Raw genomic sequence first — 18,999 nt, forward strand, 5'->3', positions numbered from 1 at the left:
CGTCACCCTCGACCGGCGACGTCAGGCGGTTGGCTCCAGGACCACCTGATCGGCCAGCGAGTTGTCGCCGAACGCGCCACGGTACCTGGCGGCCGGATGACTGTCGGGCAGCCGGTCGCCCTTTCCGAGTAGCTTGTGCCGCAACGTCCCTGACTTGTCGGTGCCGATCAGGCCCCGCTCGCGCAGGGTCGGGAACAGCCGGTCGGCCACCTCGCGGAACGACTGCGGGACGGTGGCGTGATAGACGTTGATGCCGTCGACCCCGGCCTCACGCCACTCTTCCAGGCGATCCGCGATCTCCTCGGGGGTGCCCACGACGCGGTTGGCGCCTTCCATCACCCACGCCATATCGCGGATGGTGGGCTCGTCGTTCCCGGAAACCTCGGCCGCCCAGCGTTTGAAACTCTGGATGCCGGTGAACTCACCGAGCTCGCTGATCGGGGTGTCCAGGGGCAGGCTGCCGGCATCGATGCCCGCATCACCGAGCGCATGCAGGGCGATGCCCTCCAGATCCAGGTAACGCTTGAGCTCGTCGTTGCGGCGGATGGCGTCGGCGTGACTGTCGCCGATGACGAACGACAATCCCTGGGCGAAGGTGATGTCGTCGGGGTCGCGGCCGTATTCGGCTGCCAGGGTGCGGGTTTCGGTGGTCAGTTTGTACGCATCGGCCGGTGTCGGGCTGCTGATGTAGACGCCCTCGGCGTTGCGGGCGGAGAACAGCTGGCCCGCCGGTGACGATCCGGCCTGGAACAGAACCGGGGTGCGTTGCAGCGACGGAGAGCTGAAGTGTGGCCCCTCGACGCTGTACCGCTGCCCGACGTGGTTGATCTTGTGGATCTTCGACGGGTCGGAGTGCACACTGCGCTCCTTGTCCTGTACCAGCGCGTCCTCGTCCCACGAGCCTTCCCACAACTTGTAGGCGACGTCGACGTATTCATACGCCCATTCGTAGCGCTGGTCGTGAGCCAGGGTGCCGTCGTGGCCGAAGCTGCGGAACATGTTGGCGTTGAAGCTGGTCACGATGTTCCAGCCGAGCCGGCCCTCGGTGTAGTGATCCAGGGAGGACATCTTGCGGGCGAAGTTGAACGGATGGTCCTGGACGATGGAACTGGTGAAGACGATGCCCAGGTTCTCCGTTGCGGCCGCCAGCGCGGACGCCAGCACCGAGGGGTCGTTGACCGGGATCTGGATCCCGGCCTCGACGGACTTGCGCCAGTTGCCGTTCCACGGTGCCCGCAGACCGAACACGTCGGCGAAGAACAGCAGATCGTAGCCGGCCTTGTCGACTTCGGCGGCCAGTGACGTCCAATGCCGTAGCTCGTTGAACCGGTGGTTCTGGGCTTCGGGTGCGCGCCAGAGTCCGTGCAGCACATGGGAAGCGGTGTTCATCACGAACGCCGAGTAATACAACGGACGCTTACTCATGCACGATCTCGCTTCACTTCTCGCTGGAGTCAGACGAATGCCCAGCATAGGAAGTTGCGTCGGCAAGCAGAACGGTACCGATCTGACTGATTCGAAATAGCCACCCGAGTGGGAGTGGAAAGCGTTCTACCGCAGCATGATTACGATGCGACGTGTTGCAGGCAGTCTGCTCAGGACCAGGAGTACTCGGCCCGCAACCGGGCGGCGACGATCTCGAATGTCTCGCGAGCGAGCACCGCGCCCTCGCGCCGGATGCCGTCCTCGGGCACGTCGAGCACCCGGTCCAGCCGCACCCAACTGGACCGGCCCTCGTAGTCCCAGCTGCCGGCGCCGATCGGGATCCACTCGCGGTCGCCCGAGTGCCGATCCTGACTGGACAGCATCAACCCCAGCAGGACATTGCCGTCCCGCCCCACCACCAGCACGGGCCGGTCCTTGCCGCGGGTCGGGTCGTCCTCGTAGACCACCCAGGTCCACACGATCTCGCCGGGGTCGGCCTGGCCGTCCAGGTCGGGGGCGTAGCTGACGCGCCGGGCGCGATGCGCGGTGGGCACACTCTCGCGGGTGACGGGCCGACCGGCCGTGATGGCCGCGGGCTGCGGCTGGGCCGGGGCACCGGCCAGCACTTCCAGGCCGATCTTGATGCCCTGTTGCAGCACCCGTTCGGGCGTGGGCAACTGCCGGATCAGCTTGGGTGCTTCGTTGAAGACAAGATGCCCGGTGTCTCTGAGAAATCGTTGGAACGGCCTCCACTGCGACGCCATAGAAACGAGGATAGGTCCTCCGATTGTGTCGGGATGGCCCACGCTGGATACGCTGGACTCACCTATTGCGCTTCGACCAGGAGAAACACAATCAGCAGTTTCGCCGACAAGACGTTCACCGCGCCGGCGCAGATACGGAATTTCTGCATCATCGCCCACATCGACCACGGCAAGTCGACGTTGGCGGATCGGATGCTGGGCATCACCGGTGTCGTCGCGGACCGCGATATGCGCGCCCAGTACCTCGACCGGATGGATATCGAGCGGGAACGCGGCATCACCATCAAGGCGCAGAATGTGCGGCTGCCGTGGAAGGTGGGCGACGAAGACTTCGTCCTGCACCTCATCGACACCCCCGGCCACGTCGACTTCACCTACGAGGTGTCGCGGGCCCTGGAGGCCTGCGAGGGAGCTGTCCTGCTGGTCGACGCTGCCCAGGGCATCGAGGCGCAGACGCTGGCCAACCTCTACCTGGCGTTGGACCGCGATCTGACCATCATCCCGGTGCTCAACAAGATCGACCTGCCGGCGGCCGACCCGGACCGCTACGCCGGTGAGATCGCCCACATCATCGGTTGTGAACCCTCCGACGTGCTGCGGGTGTCCGGCAAGACGGGCGAAGGCGTGCGTGAGCTGCTCGATGAGGTCGTCCGGCTGATCCCGGCCCCGGTCGGGGACGCCGACGCCCCGGCCCGAGCGATGATCTTCGACTCTGTCTACGACATCTACCGCGGCGTGGTCACCTACGTGCGCGTGGTGGACGGCAAGCTCAACCCCCGCGAGAAGATCAAGATGATGTCCACCGGCGCGACGCACGAGTTGCTCGAGGTCGGCATCGTCTCGCCCGACCCGAAGCCCTCCGACGGGCTCGGCGTGGGCGAGGTCGGTTACCTGATCACCGGTGTGAAGGACGTCCGTCAGTCCAAGGTCGGTGACACCGTCACCTCCGCGCGCCACGGCGCCACCGAGGCGCTGACCGGCTACCGCGAACCGCGGCCGATGGTCTACTCGGGCCTGTATCCGGTGGACGGCTCGGACTATCCGGTGCTGCGCGAGGCGCTGGACAAACTGCAGCTCAACGATGCCGCCCTGACCTACGAGCCGGAGACGTCGGTGGCCCTCGGGTTCGGGTTCCGGTGCGGATTCCTCGGGCTGCTGCACATGGAGATCACCCGCGAGCGTCTTGAGCGGGAATTCAACCTCGACCTCATCTCCACCGCACCCAACGTGGTGTACCGGGTCATAAAAGAAGACACAACGCCCGGTGATCCAGGGCTCATCGTCACCAACCCGTCGATCTGGCCGGAGGGCAAGGTTCGCGCCGTGTACGAGCCGGTGGTGAAGACGACGGTCATCGCGCCCAGTGAGTTCATCGGCACCATCATGGAGCTCTGCCAGTCCCGCCGCGGCGAGCTCGGCGGCATGGACTACCTGTCCCCGGAGCGCGTGGAGCTTCGCTACACGATGCCGCTCGGCGAGATCATCTTCGACTTCTTCGATTCGCTGAAGTCCCGCACCCGCGGCTACGCCAGCCTCGATTACGAGGAGGCCGGCGAGCAGGAGGCCGAGCTGGTGAAGGTGGACATCCTGCTGCAGGGCGAGGCCGTCGACGCGTTCAGCGCGATCGTGCACAAGGACGGGGCCGCCGCCTATGGCAACAAGATGACCTCCAAGCTCAAGGAGCTCATCCCGCGCCAGCAGTTCGAGGTGCCGGTGCAGGCGGCCATCGGGGCGAGAATCATTGCGCGCGAGAATATCCGGGCCATCCGCAAGGACGTGCTGTCCAAGTGCTACGGCGGTGACATCACCCGCAAGCGCAAACTTCTGGAAAAGCAGAAGGAAGGCAAGAAGCGGATGAAGACCATCGGACGGGTCGAGGTTCCGCAGGAAGCCTTCGTCGCGGCCCTGTCTTCGGACGCCGCCGCGGACAAACCGAAGAAGTGACTCTCACCGCGCCATCGGTCACAATGGCGCGGTGAACAGTGCCGCAAAATCTGGCCGTGCCCTGCTGGCGGTCGTAGCTGGGTGCATTGTGATGACCGGCTGCGTCAGCACAGTGTCAGGCGTGGCGGTTCGCGACCGTGGCGCTGCGCCTGCCGATGTGCCGCCGCTCAAGGATGCTCAGCTCGACAAGGTGCTGTTGACGGTTCGCGACATCAACGCGGTGATGGGTTCCAGTGACATGGAGATCACCAGCGAGCTGGACCAGATGACCGACCATTCCCGCAACATCTCGGACCCGGACTGTCTGGGGGCCATCTACGGCGCCGAGCAACCGGTCTACGACGGCAGCGGCTGGACATCCGTGCGTGACCAGGTGGCGCGCGAACCCGACGAGGACAACCAGCACTGGGTTGAGCAGACCGTTGTGCTCTATCCCAACGCGGACAAGGCCCAGCGGTTCTGGGAGAACTCCAAGTCGACGTGGAAAAAGTGCGGTGGGTCGGCGGTATCGGTCGATGACGGCCGGTCCTCCTACACCTGGCAGCTCGATGATCTGGACGCCAAGGATCAGCTGATCACCCAGCACACTGCGCAGGAGGACGCCGGCGGCTGGGAGTGTCAGCACGCGATGTCCTACGTCTCCAACGTGACGCTGGAAGCGTGGGCGTGTTCCTACGGAATCCACGACGAGGCGGCCGCCGTCGTCGAGAAGATGCTTCAGAACGCGAGTAAGAAGTAGCTCAGCCGAGCGCGTTGCCGGTGTCGCCGATGATGGCCTCGACGTCGGCTCGCAGCAGTTCGAGCTCCGCCCGCTGCTCGTCGGTGTAGTCGCGGGCCGTGTCGTCGAGAACGCACACCGTCCCCACCACGTTGCCGTCCGGATCGTGCACGGTAAGCCCGAGATAGTTGTACAAACCGAATTCGGTCTCGTCCTCATTGCCGGCGAAGACCGCGTCCGCACGGGAGTCCCGGACGAACAGCGCCTGATCGGCGTCGACGACCCGCTCGCAGTACAGGGGGGTCCGGCTGTCGTCGGCGCCGGCCTTCTTTCCCGCGGCGCCGACGGTGTAGTGCTGGGTGGCTTCACCCGCTGTCGCCGCGACCACCATCGAGTCCGGCTCCGAACGCATGACCAGCACCGACTTGACCTTGAGCCGTTCGGCGACGGCGGTCAGCTGGTCCGCCAGCGGTGCCAGTGCGGGTGTGGTGTCGGTGCGATGGGGCTGGGGCGAGGTCATCCGCGCATTGTCGGCGCTTTGCGGCAGTGCTGCAACAGGTTCGTGCATGGACGGGTATTCCGATTCCATCCTGCTGAGTGCAACCCTGAGAAACCGCGAGCTCGCGTCGTAGCCTGTCGGCCGTGTCGAAAGAACTGCATCTCCTCGCCTTCGGTAACACCAGATCCGCCGGTCCGTGGCGGCATCCGGCCGCCGACAACAGCACGGCAGGGGTGCGACGACGCCTGATCGAGCACGCCCAGATCGCCGAGGCGGGAACGTTCGACGCGTTGTTCTTCGCCGACGGACTGAACTACGGCCCGCCGGCTACCTGGGCCTACAAGATCAGCGAGGACTTCGAACCGCTCACCGCGACGGCGGCGCTGTCCTCGGTGACCGACCGCATCGGACTGGTGGTCACCGGATCGGCCACCTTGCAGCAGCCGTATCACCTTGCCCGTCAACTACTTTCGCTCGATCATCTGAGTGGGGGCCGGGCCGGCTGGAATCTGGTCACCAGTTTCGCCCAGGCCGCGGCGGACAACTTCAGCGCGCGCGGAGTGGTCGACCATGACGAGCGGTACGCCATCGCCGAAGAGGCACTGGAGGTCGTGCGAAAGTTGTGGGACGGCTGGGGAACAGACACGGTCGTCGAGAATCGCGATGCCGGAATCTTCCACGATGTCAGCAAGATTCACGTCGCCGATCACCACGGCAAGTACTTCGATGTCAAGGGTCCGCTCGGAGCCTCGCGTTCGGCGCAGGGCCAGCCCGTCCTGTTCCAGGCCGGATCATCGTTCACCGGAAGGTCTTTCGCCGCGAAACATGCAGAGGTCATCTTCACCAGCCATGGGAACCGCGCCCGTGCGCAGGAGTTCTATCGGCAGATCCACCAGGAGTCACGCGGTTTCGGACGTACCCGAGCGCCGTTGATCACCCCGTCGTTCCGTTACGTCATCGGCTCGACCGAAGATGAGGCGCGCCGGGCCCAGCAGGACGAGTACGAGTACTTCAGTCCCGAATATCAGGCGGGATGGCTGCTGGAGGTCGAGGTGGACGTCACCGGGGCGGATCTGGACGGACCCGTTCCCGCCTCGGCGTTCCCGGAGTCCACCCAGACGCACCAGACCGCGCTGGCCGGTTACCGCGCCTTGGCGGCCGAGAGTCCGACGGTCCGAGACTTCCTGTACCGCACCGTGAACGGCTGGGGAGCCGGGGTGGTCGGCACACCGGAGCGGATCGCCGACGAGATCGAGGCATGGCTCACCGAGGGTGCGGCGGACGGTTTCGTCCTGCGCGACTCCGGGCTACCGGGGCAGACGGAGTTGTTCGTCGAACAGGTGGTGCCAGTGCTGCGCAAACGCGGGCTGTTCCGGCATGAATACGCCGGCACCACCCTGCGGTCCCATCTCGGCCTGGAAATCCCGACCCGATGATGCAACCGATCACGCCGTTCGTGCTCGCCGGATTCACCATGTCGACGGCGTCGCATGGCAATTTCGGGTTGTGGCGGCACCCCGAGGATCAGACGTCGCGCTACACCGACCTGCGGTATTGGGTGGAGTTGGCGCAGCTGCTCGACAGGGGTGGATTCGACGCCCTCTTCATCGCCGACGCCGTGGGGCAGCTGGATGTCTTCGGCGGCAGCGCCGATGCCGCGCTGACCCGCGCGGTGCAGACCCCGGTCACCGATCCGCTGCTGGCGGTTTCGGCGATGGCCGCGGCCACCGAGCATCTCGGGTTCGGTGTCACCGTGTCCACCACGTACGAGAGTCCGTACCTGCTGGCGCGCAAGTTCAGCACGCTCGATCATCTCACCGGTGGCCGGATCGGCTGGAATGTCGTCACCTCACTGCTGGACAGTGCGGCGCGCAACATCATCGGGCGCGACCGGCAGATCCCGCACGACGAGCGGTACGCCATCGCCCAGGAATTCCTGGAGGTCACCTACAAGCTGTGGGAAGGCTCGTGGGAACCCGGTGCGGTGCTGCGCGATCGGGGCACCGGCGTCTACACCGACGCCACCAAGGTGCACCAGATCAGCCACGACGGAAAGTACTTCAGCGTGCCCGGCGCCCACTTGGTGGAGCCGTCTCCGCAGCGCACCCCGGTGCTCTTCCAGGCTGGAACCTCGCCAGCGGGACGGGAATTCGCCGCGCGCAATGCTGAACTGGTGTTCGCCAGTGATCCCAGGCCGGCGGTGTTGCGCGCCAATATCGACGACATCCGGCGCCGCGCGGTGGGTTACGGCAGGCGGCCCGGTGCCATCAAGTTCCTCACCTCCGTCGAGATCGTGGTGGACAGCACCGATGCGGCGGCCCGGGCCAAGGTCGCCGACCTGTCGCGCTACCACGACCTGGAGGCGGGGCTGGTGTTGTTGTCGGCGCTCTCCGGTGTCGATTGGTCCGAGTACGGTGTGGATCGGCCGATCGAGCAGTTCGACACCGATGCCAGCCGGTCCATTCTTGCCGCTGTCACCGATCCCGATGCGCGCCATCGCCTGACGCTGCGCGACTATGTCGGTGGGCTGGGTGGGTTCGGTGGTGAGCTGTTCGTGGGGTCCGGCCCGACCGTGGCCGACGCGCTGGAGCGCTACGCCGAGCGCACGGGCATCGACGGTTTCAACATCGTTTATCACGTCACCCCCGGCAGCTTCGCCGATGTGGCCGAGCACCTGATCCCCGAGCTGCGCCGACGCGGCCGGGCACGTGAGGCCGGTGCGACAGGTGAGTCAGTGACGTTGCGGCAGCGTATTTTCGGCACGGATTCCGCGTATCTTCCGACCGATCATCCCGGTACTGCGTTCCGTCGGCAAAAAATCCCATCGATTTGATCACTGACGCCGCGGAGCGGGCTACGGCATCGTGAAGCCGACATCAATTCTTCGTTAAATAACTGTGTGTCAAGGGATTAGGTGACGCGCAGAGCAGGAAGGCAGGCATCATGTCTACACCGACGCGCGTTGAGCTGGGCGGTCGCGCCCTGTCCTCCGCGGAAGGGCATGGGCTGGAACGTGATGCCCTCGGATTCTGGGGTGTCTTCGCCCAGGGGCTGGCCGCGGCAGCGCCCAGCGTCGCGGTCGCGTCGGTTCCCTTCTCGCTCTTCCTTGCCGCGGGTACGGGGGCCGCCTGGGCGGTGATCGTCGGCCTGGTCATCACCGCATTGATCGCCGCTACCATCAGCTTCCAGGCCAAGCGCACGGTGTCTTCGGGTTCGCTGGGCACCTACACAGGCAACGGGCTGGGGCCCGGCTTCGCCTACGCCGCCGGCTTCAGCCTGCTCGTCGGCTACATCGGCTTCGCAACCACCGGCACCCTGGGCGGTGTCGTGTACCTCGATTCGTTCCTCGAATCCATCGGATTGGGCTCGCAGGCAACGTGGTTCCGGATCCTGCTGGTTGTGGTCATCGTCGGGGTGGCCACCTACCTGCCGTTCCGCGGTGTGTCCATCGCCGCCAAGTACGAGTTGGTGTTCGAGCTGATCGCGATTGCCTCCATCCTGGTGATCATCGTCGCGGCCTACATCGCCTACGGATTCCGGATCGATTGGGACCAGTGGAATCCTTCGCATCTGGGCAACAGTGCGACGTTCATCGCCGCGGTGTCGGCCGTCGGCTCCTACGCCGGATTCGAGAGTGTCGCGTCGCTCGGCGCCGAGGCCAAGGACGCGCACCGAAGTATCGCGCGGTCGCTGCTGCGCGTGGTGCTGTTGCTCGGCGTGCTCTACATCATCGCGACCTACCCACAGATCTTGTTCTTCGGTTCGATCGACGGGGACAAGGCGATCCTGCCGCAGCTCGCAGATTCGACCGGCGTCTCCTGGGCCAATTACGTGGTCAGTGGTGCCGTGGCGGTCGCATTCGTCGTGTTCGTCACCGCGGTCACCACCGCTGCGGCGCGTTCGCTGTTCACGTTCGCACACGAGGGCGCGCTGCCTTCGGCGCTGACGAGGGTGCATTCGAAGTACAAGACACCGTGGGTGGGTATCGCTTTCATCGGGGTGCTCGGGCTGATCTTCTCGACGGTCGCCACGGTCAGCTCGGCCGGCAGGGTGGTGTTCGAGGTGTACGGCGGCTACGTCGCGAACTGGGGCTTTCTGACCAGCTATCTGCTCGTGGTGATCGCCACCCCGATCTGGCTGTACAAAATCAAGGCGCTGACCCCGTTGCGGGCGTTGGTTTCCGGTGCGGCGACACTGGCTCTGGGGTACGTCTTCTTCAGCAACTTCTATCCGGTGCCCGACTTCCCGTTCAACATCCTGCCGCTGATCTTCGCCGGAATCCTGCTTGCCGGGCTGATCTGGTACTGGTACCTCAAGTTCACCAAGCCCGAGGTGGCGCGCCGCGTCGGCACCATCCAGACGCTGTCGGAGGAAGAGCAGCAGCGGCTGGTCGACGAAGGCATCCTCGACGTGCTGGACCATCACGGCGAGCAGTCGAGCACCGACGAGGACCCGCGGCCACAGCTGGACAAAGAGCCGGTCGCACCGTGACACTCGTGCACGAGGCCCATGTCGGCAGCTGGTCGGCCGCGCCCTTGACGCCGCTGGATTTCCCCGCCATCGCCGATTTCGTCGCGACCACACCGGGCATCGCCGGCCGCAAGTTCGCCGCCGACTCGCGCGATATCGCCGAACAATTGGGCGGCGCGTTTCCCGGCGCTGCCGTAGCGGTGCGCGACGAGTCACAGCTGGTCCGCGGTTACGCAGCACTGCATCCACCACACGGCCTGCAACCGGAGTTCCTCGCCGAGTTCGTCTTCGATCCCGACGCACCACCCGCCGTCATCGGGGACGCCGTGGACGGCATCGTAGCCAGGTTCCGGCTGGAATCCGCCACCATTCCGGGGGCGTTCCTGCGCAGCTTCGTCGGCACCGACCAACAGGCGGCCCTCGATGGGTTGATCCGGCACGGCGCGGCCGAGGAAGGCCGGTTCATCCGGACCCGGAAATCGCTCGATCAGGAAGACGTCGAAGCGTTGCAGGCATCGGCACTGCCCGGATACACCTACGTGAGCTGGCCGGAGGTGCTCGCGCGGGGCCTCGCCGAGCAGGTCCGTCAACTGCAGTACGACACCTTCCTCGAGCACTTCGGCAACATGTCCAAGACGCCGGAGATCTTCGCGCAGCACATCGAGAGCCGCGCCTTCACACCGGATTTCAGCAATGCAGTGATCAATGCCGACGGGCTCGTCGTGGGTTACGTGCTGGGCTCGACCTACAGTCACCTGACCGGGGGTTCCGTCGAGGAGCGCAGTGCTCACACCGACTACATCGGCGTCCGGCGCGACCAACGTAAAGCGGGCATCGGCGAGTTCCTGTTGCGCAAGGTGTGGCTCGCCGCGCTGCGCCGTGGACTCACGCTTGCGTCGCTGGGAACCGACATCAACAACGCGAGCAAGGCGCACCTGCTCTACGAACGGCTGGGCTACGTCGCCGTCGAGCATCAGTCCGCACACCGCATCGATTCCGAAGGACCCACCGAATGAGTCATCCCGCAACGTATCTCCAGGCGCCCACTGCCGACTTGGACGAACTGCGGACACAATTCGCCCCTGCTTTCGAGAAGATCGCCGAGGCGAACCTGGAACGCGAACGCACGCGCGCCTTCCCGCATGAGCAAGTCCGGCTACTCAACGAGGCAGGCTTCGGCACGCTGCGAATCCCGGCGGACCGGGGCGGTTTCGGAGCGTCGCTGCGCCAGGTGTTCCTGCTGCTGGCCGATCTGGGTGAGTCCGATGCCAATGTGGCGCACATCTGGCGCAACCACCTGGCCTTCGTCGAGGACCGGCTCAACGCCCCGGTGTCGGACGCCAATGACATCTGGATCGAACGCTTCCGGGCCGGGCAGTTCGTCGGTGGCGGGTGGACCGAAGCCAACAACGTGACATTGGCAAACTTGGTCACCACAGTGACTGCCGAGGGTGACCATTACCGGGTCACCGGCGCGAAGTTCTACGCCACCGGAAGCCTCTACGCCGAATGGCTGGACGTGCTCGGCCGCGGTGCGGACGGCGAGCTGCTGACCGCACTGGTGCGAGCCGAGGATCCCGGCGTCACCCTGATCGATGACTGGGATGGGTTCGGCCAGCGCACCACAGCCAGCGGCACCGCCCGCTACGACAACGTCCGGGCCGAACGCGGGGACGTGTTCCCTGCCACCGAGCGGTTCGCCTATCAGGGGCACTTCTATCAAACCGCGATGCTGTCGGTCCTGACCGGAATCACCAGGGCGGCACTGCGCGACGGGTCGGCCGCGCTCACCGGCCGCAAGCGCAACTACCCCCAGGGACTGACCGAGGTGCCCTCCGATGACGCACAGCTGTTGGCTGTCATCGGTGAGGTGTCCGCCGACGCGTTCGCCGCCGAGGCGGCGCTGGCCCGGGCCGGGGAGGCACTGGATCGCATCGACGCCACCGCGGAGGATGCCAAACGCCGCCTGATCGCCGCCGAGGTCGCGGTGACGCAAGCGCAGTTGGTCATCATCGCCGCCGCCTTGCGGGCAACCACCACCGTGTTCGACGCCCTCGGCGCGTCCGGGGTGTCCGAACAGCGTGGGCTGGACCGCCATTGGCGCAATGCCCGCACCCTGGCATCGCACAACCCGCGGGTCTACAAAGCCCGCATCCTGGGTGACTTCTTGATCAACGGGAAGGACCCGGTGTCCAACCTCGCGGCGATCGGCCGAGGGGGACAGGGCAACTAGTCCGCTTTCGCCGAACGTGTTCTAGCCTCGATATTTGGCATCTTTTTCGACGGGTGAAACCTGATCGCGGAGCAGTCCGGTCAGCGGACCCGCAGCACGGCCTTGCCCGGCACCCGCCGGTCCAGCAGCGCTTGCGCTGCCGCGCCGACGTTGTCCCAACTGTCGCGCAGCCCGATCTGCGGGTCCAACTCGCCCTCGGCGAGCAGGCTCAGCAGGTACTGCAGGTCGGACTGGAACGGCGCGCGAACGGTGAACGGCTCCAACCGTTTCCGGTTCCCCAGCCGGCGGTGCACCTCGAAGTCGATGGTGGTGGGTTCGTTGGACGCCATCCCGATGGACTGCACGGACCCGCCGTCGGAGACCAGGGCGAAGGCCTGCGCCAGGAGTGGGCCGCCGACATTGTCGAGCACCCCGAACACCGGCTCGGTCACCCCGTCGAGGCCCACGACGACTTCGGCGGCACCCAGATCGGCCAGGCCCTCGCCGCGGGCCGGACTCCCGACGGCGGCCACCACGTGGGCGCCGGCCCTGGCTGCCAGCTGCACGGCGAACCGCCCCACGCCGCCGGACGCCCCGGTGATGAGTACCCGGCGGCCGACCACCGGGCCGAGCGCCCGCACCGCCTGCAGCGCGGTCACCCCCGCGACCGGCAGGGCGGCAGCCTCCTCGAACTCGACGAACTCGGGGAGTTCGGCAAGGTTCGCCGTATCCACTGCGCGGCGCTCGGCCCAGCCGGCTTCGCCGCCGAAGCCGACCACGCGGGCGCCGGCCTGCGGGCCGGAGCCGTCGGCGGCTGCCTGGACCACCACACCCGCGCTGTCCCATCCCGGTACCTCGCCGGGTAGACGCATCTGGTCGATGAAATGCACCTCGCCGAAATTCAATGCGATGGCGTGCACCTCGATCACGGCTTGCCCACCTCCCGGGGTGGGCTCGTCGACCTCGCCGAATCGGAGGTTGGCCGGGGCTTGCGGGTCGTAGACGATGGCGCGCATGCTGTCCCGCAACACTCGCATCCGGGCCGCTATTCCCAGGCGTGTCCTAGGGTGGCGACTGTGAGCGCCCAGGACCGCAGCCGTTGGGACGCGTCCTACGCGGATCGTGGGCCCGTTTGCGAACCCGGGCTGCCCGCCGTCTTCGCCGCGTACGCGGCGACGTTCCACGTCTCCGGAGTGGCGCTGGACATCGCGTGCGGACAGGGCGCCGCGGCGGTGTGGCTCGCGCAGCGCGGACTCGATGTGACCGGTTTCGACGTGTCCGCCGTTGCCGTGGGGCAGGCCCGTGCCCTGGCCGAGCAGGCCGGCGTCGCAGCGCATTTCGAGGTTGCCGATCTGGACGACGGTCTGCCGCCCGGCCCGCCGGTTGATGTGCTGGTGTGTCATCGGTTTCGGGATCCGAGGTTGTACCCGGCGCTCATCGACCGGCTTGCGCCCGATGGGCTGCTGGCCATCTGTGTGCTCAGCGAGGCGGGTGGCCCACCCGGCCCGTTCCGGGCGCCGGCGGGCGAACTGCACGCGGCCTTCGCCGGGCTGGACACCGTCGCAGCGGAGGAGGGCGACGGGCAAGCCTGGCTGCTGGCCCGTCGCGCCTGATCCCGCTACCCGTTGACCGCGATATTGGTGATATCGCCGCTGTTGCCCAGCGACTGCCACGTCCAGTTGGTCACCCGATCGGACGTCGGCACGGACTTGACCCGCTCGATCAGTGGGAACCACGCCAGGTCCGTTGTGGCGATCTTGTTGGCCTGCTTCCAGTCCGCGGTCGGGTCCTGTGCGGCGAACGCCCGGGATACCGCCGCGTTCAGGTCGGGGTTGTTGTAGGTCACCCCGTTCCAGGTGCCGCCCGGGGCGAACTCCGAATCCAGCCAGCCGCCCAGCGTCATCCGGGCACTGTTGCCCTGCCAGTCCGGAGTCCAGTTGGTGATGGCCAGATCCCACTGATCCAACTTGGACTTGTCGGTGAGGAATGCGTTGAACGCACCGAAGCCGTCGGCGGGGATCGGGGTCAGCCGGACATTGAAACCGGCGCGAGCCGCCGCGGTCTGCACCGACGTGGCGATCTTCTCGAATTCGGGGGTGTTGCGGTAGGCCACGTTGACGGTCAGCCCTGGCTTGCCCGCCTCGGCCAGCAGCGCCTTGGCCTTGTCCGGGTCACCCTTGTCCTCCGGTGTCGGGTATGGGTTCTCGTTGTTGTAACCGACGATGGTAGAGGTCAGGATCTCGTTACTGGGGATCGCTGAGTCCGGCCCGCCGAGTCCGCGCACCACATCGGCCCGGTTCAGCGCGTAATTGAAGGCCTGGCGGACTTTCAGATCCTTGAACGCCTTCTGCCCGTCGGTTTTCGGATCGGCCGGGTTGTTCCAGCTGATGAAGATCGCCGACCCACTCGCCGACTTGTGCAGGTGATCGGGATTGCTCTGTTTGTACTGGGAGACGACGCTGGCCGGGTAGGCGCGCACATACAACCCGATATCGGCGGTGCCCGTCTGCAACTGCTGCGACGCCGCATCAGCAGAGGCCACGGTGGTGTCGAAGACGATCTTGTCGGCGTAAGCCTTACGGGGATCGCCTTCGGCGTTGTACCCGGGCACCTTGGCCAGTGTCAGCTGCTTACCCGGATCGTAGGACTCGATGAAGTAGGGCCCGCTGGAGGCATAGTTCTTGCGGAAATCCAGGCTGTCGGCGAAGTACTTCGACACGACCTCCTCCGGCAGCGGAGTCACGAAGTTCAGCGTCAGGATGTCGAGGATATCGCTGGCCGGCTGGGTGAGCTTCAGCTGTAATGTCTTGTCGTCCAGCGCCTTCAACCCGCTGATCTCATGGGTGTCGATGAAGTTCTTGACCGCGTTGAGATCCCCGGTGGGGACCTTGGCAAACTCGTCGGAGTACTCCTTGAACCCGGCGAACAACGCGTTGTAATAGGTGATCGCACTCACCTGCGCGTTGGGGTCCGGGAAGCGCTTGACGGCATAGACGAAATCCTTCGCCGTGATGGGCCGGGTGCTGGCGCCGGAGAAGTTGATGTCGTCCCGGAGATGGAACGTATAGGTCAAGTGGTCCGGGCTGATATCCCAGCTCTTGGCCAGGTCCGGCACGACCTTGGTGTCGGCGCCGATGCTCTGCTTGTCGCCGGGATAGGTGACCAGCTGCCGGGTGGTGGCGCGGATGACCTGCCACGATTCGGCCGAGTAGGCGATCAGCGGATCGAAGGCGTCCACATCGCCCACCGACGCGACTTTCAGTGTCCCGCCGGACAACTGGGACGGATCGGTGGTGGGCGCCGGTTCAGCGTTCTTCCCGCATGCCGCGACCAGCAGCATACCGGCCGCCGCGAGGACGGTGACGGTGCGTAGGGGGGATCTCACGTGGTGCTCCTTACTCATTTGCCGCTGCGGGCATGGGTGATGACGTCGACGACCGACGTCGAGACGACGAAGATGACGGCGCCGAGCAATGTGCAGCCGATGACCACTGGCGCGTCGCCGTTGTTGGCGGCGCTGACGGCCAGCCGGCCGACGCCGTCCAAGCCGAAGATCTGCTCGGTGATGATCGCTCCGCCGAGGATGGTGGCGAACTCGATGGCACCGAGGGTGAGGATCGGGTTCAGCGCGGCCGACAATGCATGGTTGAAGTACACCCCATGGGGGCCAACCCCTTTTGCGCGGGCAGTACGAATGTAGTCCTTGTCGGCTACCTCCAGCACCGACGCGCGCACCACCCGCTGGAAGAGGCCGACCTCGGCCACGACGAGCGTCAGCCAGGGCAGCAACAGATGGCGCGCCCATTCGGCCGGAGAGGTGCTCAGGGCCACGTATCCGCCGCTGGGGAAGAACTTCACCCCGGCCAACGAGAGTTGGTAGTACAGGACGAACAACAGGATCACGCCCGTCACGAACGTCGGCACCGACAGGAAAAGATACGAGATTCCGGAGGTGACGGAGTCGAACCAGCCGCCGGGTTTGCGGGCGGCGTACACCCCGAACACCAACGACAGCACGATCCACGCCACCAGCGCACCAACGGCGAGGCTCACCGTGACCGGGATCTTCTCCAGGATCAACCCGGTGACCGGCCGCTGCTCCCGATACGAATAGCCAAGGCTGGGCGGCCAGTTCAACAGTCCGGTGGGGGTGCCCTTGATCTCCGGGCCACGGACCACGTAGTGCCAGAGCTGCACATACCAGGCGTCGTCGAGGTGCAGGCTCTTGGTGATCGCGTTGACGGTCTGCTCGGATGCGTTCTCCGGGGCCAGCATCCGGCCGGGGTTCTGGTAGGCCACCCGGGTGAGGCCGAAGGTGATGAGGACGACCGCGAACACCGTGAGCGTCATCCGGGACAGTCGTAGTCCGGCGAAACGGGTCACCGATCAGCCCGCCGATGTGGGGTCGAAGCGGTTGCGCAGCCGGGTGCTGAGCACGTTGAATCCGAACACCGTGATGAACAGCGCGGAGGCGGGAGCGATGAGCATGAGTGGCTGGGGCTGGTAGAGCGCGGAGTCCTGCGCGTTGGCGATCATCGTGCCCCAACTGGGGGTGGGCGCTTTGATCCCGACGCCGAGATAGGACAGCGAGGCCTCGGCGATGATGTTGATCGGAAGCTGCACCGCCCAGTAGATGATCACTGTCGGTGCGATATTCGGCAGGATCTCCCGCACGATCACCCTGGTGGGCGAACTGCCGGCGCCGATCGCGGCCAGCACGAACGGCTTCGACTTGATCTCGATGACCGTATTGCGCACCAGCCGTGCGAAATACGTCCACGAGAACAGCGCCACGATGCCGATCACCACGAAGATCGGATCGACGAGGTTGGTGCCCGCCGTGCCGCGGTTGAGCGTTACCACGCTCAGCGCGGTCACCAGGAACGGGAACGCGAGCGCGATATTCGTCAGCTCCGACAAGACGGCATCGATCCGCCCGCCGAAGTAGCCGCCGACCAGGCCCACCAGCACGCCGACGAGCATCGCGATGGTGGTCGCCGGAATGCCGATGCCGAGTGAGACCCGGGCACCGTAGAGCGTGCGGATCAACACATCGCGGCCACTGCCGTCGGCGCCCAGCAGGAAGCCGTGACCCCCGGTGATCGGCAGGCCCGCAGCATCCAGAGTCTCGTCCGGAAACTGGTCGTTGGGACCGTGCCCCACGAGTGCCGCGGCCACCGGCGCCAGCAGGGCCGCGCCGATCACGAGACTCACCAGCAGGGAGCCCGCCAGCAGTGCGGGGTCGGCGACCAGGCTCCGCAACCGCCCGCGCCGGGCGGGCGGGACGGCGGCGCCGGTGGCAGGGTGCAACAGGAGCTGACTCATGAGGTGTTCACCCGCAGCCCCGGCACCGCATCCAGAAGCACCCGGGTGTAGGCGGATTGCGGCGCGCCGAACACTTCGGCGGTGTTGCCGCTCTCCTCGACACCGTTGGGTCCCAACACGATCACCCGGTGTGCCAGCGCCGACACCACTCCGAGGTCGTGGGTGATGAAAAGGAAGGCGGTCTGCTGCTCGGCGACCAACGTGCGGATGAGCGTGACGATCTCGGCTTGGGTCGTGACGTCCAGTGAGGACAATGCCTCGTCGGCGACGATGAGGCGGGGGGAGAGCACCAGCGCCCGTGCGATCGCTGCGCGCTGGCGCTGACCACCGGACAGTTCGGCGGGGTGCCGACCCAGCAGATCCGCGGGTAGCGCGGCGGCGTCGGCCGCCGCCCGGACCTGCGGCCCGATCAGGGCTCGGTCGACGTGCTGGGCACGCAGCGGTTCGGCCAGCGACTGGGCCACCGTGCGGCGCGGGTTCAGACTGGCGTAGGGATCCTGGAATACCAGCTGAACCACCCGGCGGGTGGCCGGTGGCAGCGTAGGCACGCCGTCGTCGGTGCCCGTCGGGTAGGGGGTGCCGGCCAAGATGATCTCGCCGGCATCGGCGTACTGCAGGCCTGCCACGATGCGCCCGACAGTGGACTTACCCGATCCGGATTCTCCGACCAGGCCCACGACCTCACCGGGACGCACGGTGAAGTCCAGGTGCTCGATGACGGTGCGGCGCTCGCGACGCGCCCGGTCCCGGTAGCTCTTGTGCAGACCGGTCACGCTCAGCAGTGGTTCGGTCCCCTCGGGTGGGGCGAGCGCGCCGGGGTTGCCGACGGCGTGCAGCCTTGAGGCCGTGAGTAATTCGCGGGTGTACTGCTGCTCCGGCGCGTCGTAGATGTGGTCGCGGGGTCCGGCCTCGACCACCGTCCCGTCGCGGACGACGGTGACGGTGTCGGCCACCTCGTGGACCACCCCGAGATCATGGCTGACGAAGACGATCGCGGTGCCGTGCTCGCGCTGCAGGCGTTTGAGCAGCCGCAGGACACCGGCCTGAACATGGGCATCGAGTGCGGTGGTCGGTTCGTCGGCGATGATCAGCGACGGGTTCAGGGCGATCGCGATGGCGATCATGACGCGCTGGCGCATTCCACCGGAGAACTCGGCCGGGTAGCTGCCGTAGGCGTGGTCGGGGTCGGCGATACCGACCTCGTCGAGCAGCTGGATGACGCGTTCGCGGCGCGCGGTGCGGTTGCCGAACCGGTGCACGCGCAGCACCTCGTCGATTTGCGCTCCGACGGTCTTGAACGGGTGCAGGTTGCTCTGCGGATCTTGGAACACGAACCCGATGTCCTTGCCGAGGACGCGTCGCAATTCTTTGGGGCGCAACGCGAGCAGGTCGCGGTTCTGAAATCGGACCGACCCGGTCACTTCCGCTTTCGCGCCGAGTAGCCGGGTCGCCGCGAGCAGCGAAACACTCTTGCCGGAGCCCGATTCGCCGACGATGGCCAGCGTCTGCCCGTCGTCGACGGAGAAACTGAACGACGTGACGGCTCGCACCGCTCGCCGCCCGCTGGCGCGGTCTCCGGAATGCAGGGTAACGGCGAGGTCGGTGACCTCAAACAGCGCCATCGCTCGCCCACATCACCGGA

Annotated in this window: 15 protein-coding genes and 1 pseudogene; 8 read left to right on the top strand and 8 right to left on the bottom strand. The window is 66.2% G+C overall.

The annotated features are described in order from the left end of the window. Window positions 1-21 precede the first annotated feature (21 nt). Both AC1DY7_RS12900 and AC1DY7_RS12905 read right to left on the bottom strand, forming a co-directional pair. Window positions 22-1,425 (bottom strand): NtaA/DmoA family FMN-dependent monooxygenase, encoded by a 1,404-nt coding sequence (locus AC1DY7_RS12900; RefSeq protein WP_477494081.1) that lies wholly within the window; start codon window positions 1,423-1,425, stop codon window positions 22-24. A 170-nt stretch (window positions 1,426-1,595) separates the two neighbouring features. Next, window positions 1,596-2,189: a type II toxin-antitoxin system PemK/MazF family toxin gene (locus AC1DY7_RS12905; protein WP_477494082.1), complete on the bottom strand. Its 594-nt coding sequence runs from the start codon at window positions 2,187-2,189 to the stop codon at window positions 1,596-1,598. On the opposite strand from AC1DY7_RS12905, the pseudogene lepA reads away from it, so the two are divergent. Together lepA and AC1DY7_RS12915 are read left to right on the top strand one after the other, a co-directional pair. Then, window positions 2,188-4,133, top strand: a pseudogene (gene lepA, locus AC1DY7_RS12910) (translation elongation factor 4). The gene AC1DY7_RS12905 and the pseudogene lepA overlap by 2 nt on opposite strands. 121 nt (window positions 4,134-4,254) lie before the next feature. After that, a complete protein-coding gene (locus tag AC1DY7_RS12915; RefSeq protein WP_477494083.1) occupies window positions 4,255-4,872 on the top strand; it encodes a sensor domain-containing protein in 618 nt (205 codons plus the stop codon). A gap of 1 nt (window position 4,873) precedes the next feature. Here AC1DY7_RS12915 and AC1DY7_RS12920 read toward each other — a convergent pair whose 3' ends face one another. Beyond that, window positions 4,874-5,371, bottom strand: coding sequence for a GAF domain-containing protein (locus AC1DY7_RS12920; RefSeq protein WP_477494084.1), 498 nt, complete (start codon window positions 5,369-5,371; stop codon window positions 4,874-4,876). Between the two features lie 122 nt (window positions 5,372-5,493). On the opposite strand from AC1DY7_RS12920, the gene AC1DY7_RS12925 reads away from it, so the two are divergent. From AC1DY7_RS12925 to AC1DY7_RS12945, 5 genes are all read left to right on the top strand, one after another. Next, the gene (locus tag AC1DY7_RS12925; protein ID WP_477494085.1) at window positions 5,494-6,786 is read left to right on the top strand and encodes an NtaA/DmoA family FMN-dependent monooxygenase; all 1,293 of its coding nucleotides are present in this window, start codon (window positions 5,494-5,496) and stop codon (window positions 6,784-6,786) included. Then, window positions 6,786-8,183, top strand: a complete 1,398-nt coding sequence (locus AC1DY7_RS12930) for an LLM class flavin-dependent oxidoreductase (RefSeq protein ID WP_477494506.1) — start codon at window positions 6,786-6,788, stop codon at window positions 8,181-8,183. The genes AC1DY7_RS12925 and AC1DY7_RS12930 overlap by 1 nt, the downstream gene beginning before the upstream one ends. A 110-nt stretch (window positions 8,184-8,293) precedes the next feature. Then, window positions 8,294-9,841, top strand: a complete 1,548-nt coding sequence (locus AC1DY7_RS12935; RefSeq protein ID WP_477494086.1) for an APC family permease — start codon at window positions 8,294-8,296, stop codon at window positions 9,839-9,841. After that, window positions 9,838-10,836 (top strand): GNAT family N-acetyltransferase, encoded by a 999-nt coding sequence (locus AC1DY7_RS12940; RefSeq protein ID WP_477494087.1) that lies wholly within the window; start codon window positions 9,838-9,840, stop codon window positions 10,834-10,836. Before AC1DY7_RS12935 ends, AC1DY7_RS12940 begins: the two co-directional genes overlap by 4 nt. Beyond that, entirely contained in the window at window positions 10,833-12,053 is a 1,221-nt protein-coding gene (locus AC1DY7_RS12945; RefSeq protein ID WP_477494088.1) for an acyl-CoA dehydrogenase family protein, read from the top strand. Before AC1DY7_RS12940 ends, AC1DY7_RS12945 begins: the two co-directional genes overlap by 4 nt. Window positions 12,054-12,133: 80 nt before the next feature. Here AC1DY7_RS12945 and AC1DY7_RS12950 read toward each other — a convergent pair whose 3' ends face one another. Continuing rightward, window positions 12,134-13,048: a zinc-binding dehydrogenase gene (locus tag AC1DY7_RS12950; protein ID WP_477494507.1), complete on the bottom strand. Its 915-nt coding sequence runs from the start codon at window positions 13,046-13,048 to the stop codon at window positions 12,134-12,136. A gap of 60 nt (window positions 13,049-13,108) precedes the next feature. Between AC1DY7_RS12950 and AC1DY7_RS12955 the strand changes: the two genes are divergently transcribed. Then, window positions 13,109-13,645: a class I SAM-dependent methyltransferase gene (locus AC1DY7_RS12955; protein WP_477494089.1), complete on the top strand. Its 537-nt coding sequence runs from the start codon at window positions 13,109-13,111 to the stop codon at window positions 13,643-13,645. A 5-nt stretch (window positions 13,646-13,650) separates the two neighbouring features. Here the strand turns inward: AC1DY7_RS12955 and AC1DY7_RS12960 are convergent, their stop codons facing one another. The 4 genes from AC1DY7_RS12960 to AC1DY7_RS12975 are packed head-to-tail and all read right to left on the bottom strand — an operon-like array spanning window position 13,651 to window position 18,979. Then, a complete protein-coding gene (locus AC1DY7_RS12960; RefSeq protein ID WP_477494090.1) occupies window positions 13,651-15,417 on the bottom strand; it encodes an ABC transporter substrate-binding protein in 1,767 nt (588 codons plus the stop codon). A 14-nt stretch (window positions 15,418-15,431) separates the two neighbouring features. Further along, window positions 15,432-16,415 (bottom strand): ABC transporter permease, encoded by a 984-nt coding sequence (locus tag AC1DY7_RS12965; protein WP_477494091.1) that lies wholly within the window; start codon window positions 16,413-16,415, stop codon window positions 15,432-15,434. A 3-nt stretch (window positions 16,416-16,418) separates the two neighbouring features. Continuing rightward, window positions 16,419-17,357, bottom strand: coding sequence for an ABC transporter permease (locus AC1DY7_RS12970; RefSeq protein WP_477494092.1), 939 nt, complete (start codon window positions 17,355-17,357; stop codon window positions 16,419-16,421). Beyond that, window positions 17,354-18,979 carry an ATP-binding cassette domain-containing protein gene (locus AC1DY7_RS12975; protein ID WP_477494093.1) on the bottom strand — a complete coding sequence of 542 codons (1,626 nt, stop codon included), beginning with the start codon at window positions 18,977-18,979 and terminating at the stop codon, window positions 17,354-17,356. The genes AC1DY7_RS12970 and AC1DY7_RS12975 overlap by 4 nt, the downstream gene beginning before the upstream one ends. Between the last annotated feature and the right edge of the window lie 20 nt (window positions 18,980-18,999).

This window comes from Mycobacterium sp. P2_H7, from assembly GCF_056403275.1.

Excerpts from the sequence above, each read along its gene's own strand:
- AC1DY7_RS12900 (WP_477494081.1), bottom strand. The coding sequence starts at position 1,425 with ATGAGTAAGCGTCCGTTGTATTACTCGGCGTTCGTGATGAACACCGCT.
- AC1DY7_RS12905 (WP_477494082.1), bottom strand. The coding sequence starts at position 2,189 with ATGGCGTCGCAGTGGAGGCCGTTCCAACGATTTCTCAGAGACACCGGG.
- AC1DY7_RS12920 (WP_477494084.1), bottom strand. The coding sequence starts at position 5,371 with ATGACCTCGCCCCAGCCCCATCGCACCGACACCACACCCGCACTGGCA.
- AC1DY7_RS12930 (WP_477494506.1), top strand. The coding sequence starts at position 6,786 with ATGCAACCGATCACGCCGTTCGTGCTCGCCGGATTCACCATGTCGACG.
- AC1DY7_RS12935 (WP_477494086.1), top strand. The coding sequence starts at position 8,294 with ATGTCTACACCGACGCGCGTTGAGCTGGGCGGTCGCGCCCTGTCCTCC.
- AC1DY7_RS12945 (WP_477494088.1), top strand. The coding sequence starts at position 10,833 with ATGAGTCATCCCGCAACGTATCTCCAGGCGCCCACTGCCGACTTGGAC.
- AC1DY7_RS12950 (WP_477494507.1), bottom strand. The coding sequence starts at position 13,048 with ATGCGCGCCATCGTCTACGACCCGCAAGCCCCGGCCAACCTCCGATTC.
- AC1DY7_RS12970 (WP_477494092.1), bottom strand. The coding sequence starts at position 17,357 with ATGAGTCAGCTCCTGTTGCACCCTGCCACCGGCGCCGCCGTCCCGCCC.
- AC1DY7_RS12975 (WP_477494093.1), bottom strand. The coding sequence starts at position 18,979 with ATGGCGCTGTTTGAGGTCACCGACCTCGCCGTTACCCTGCATTCCGGA.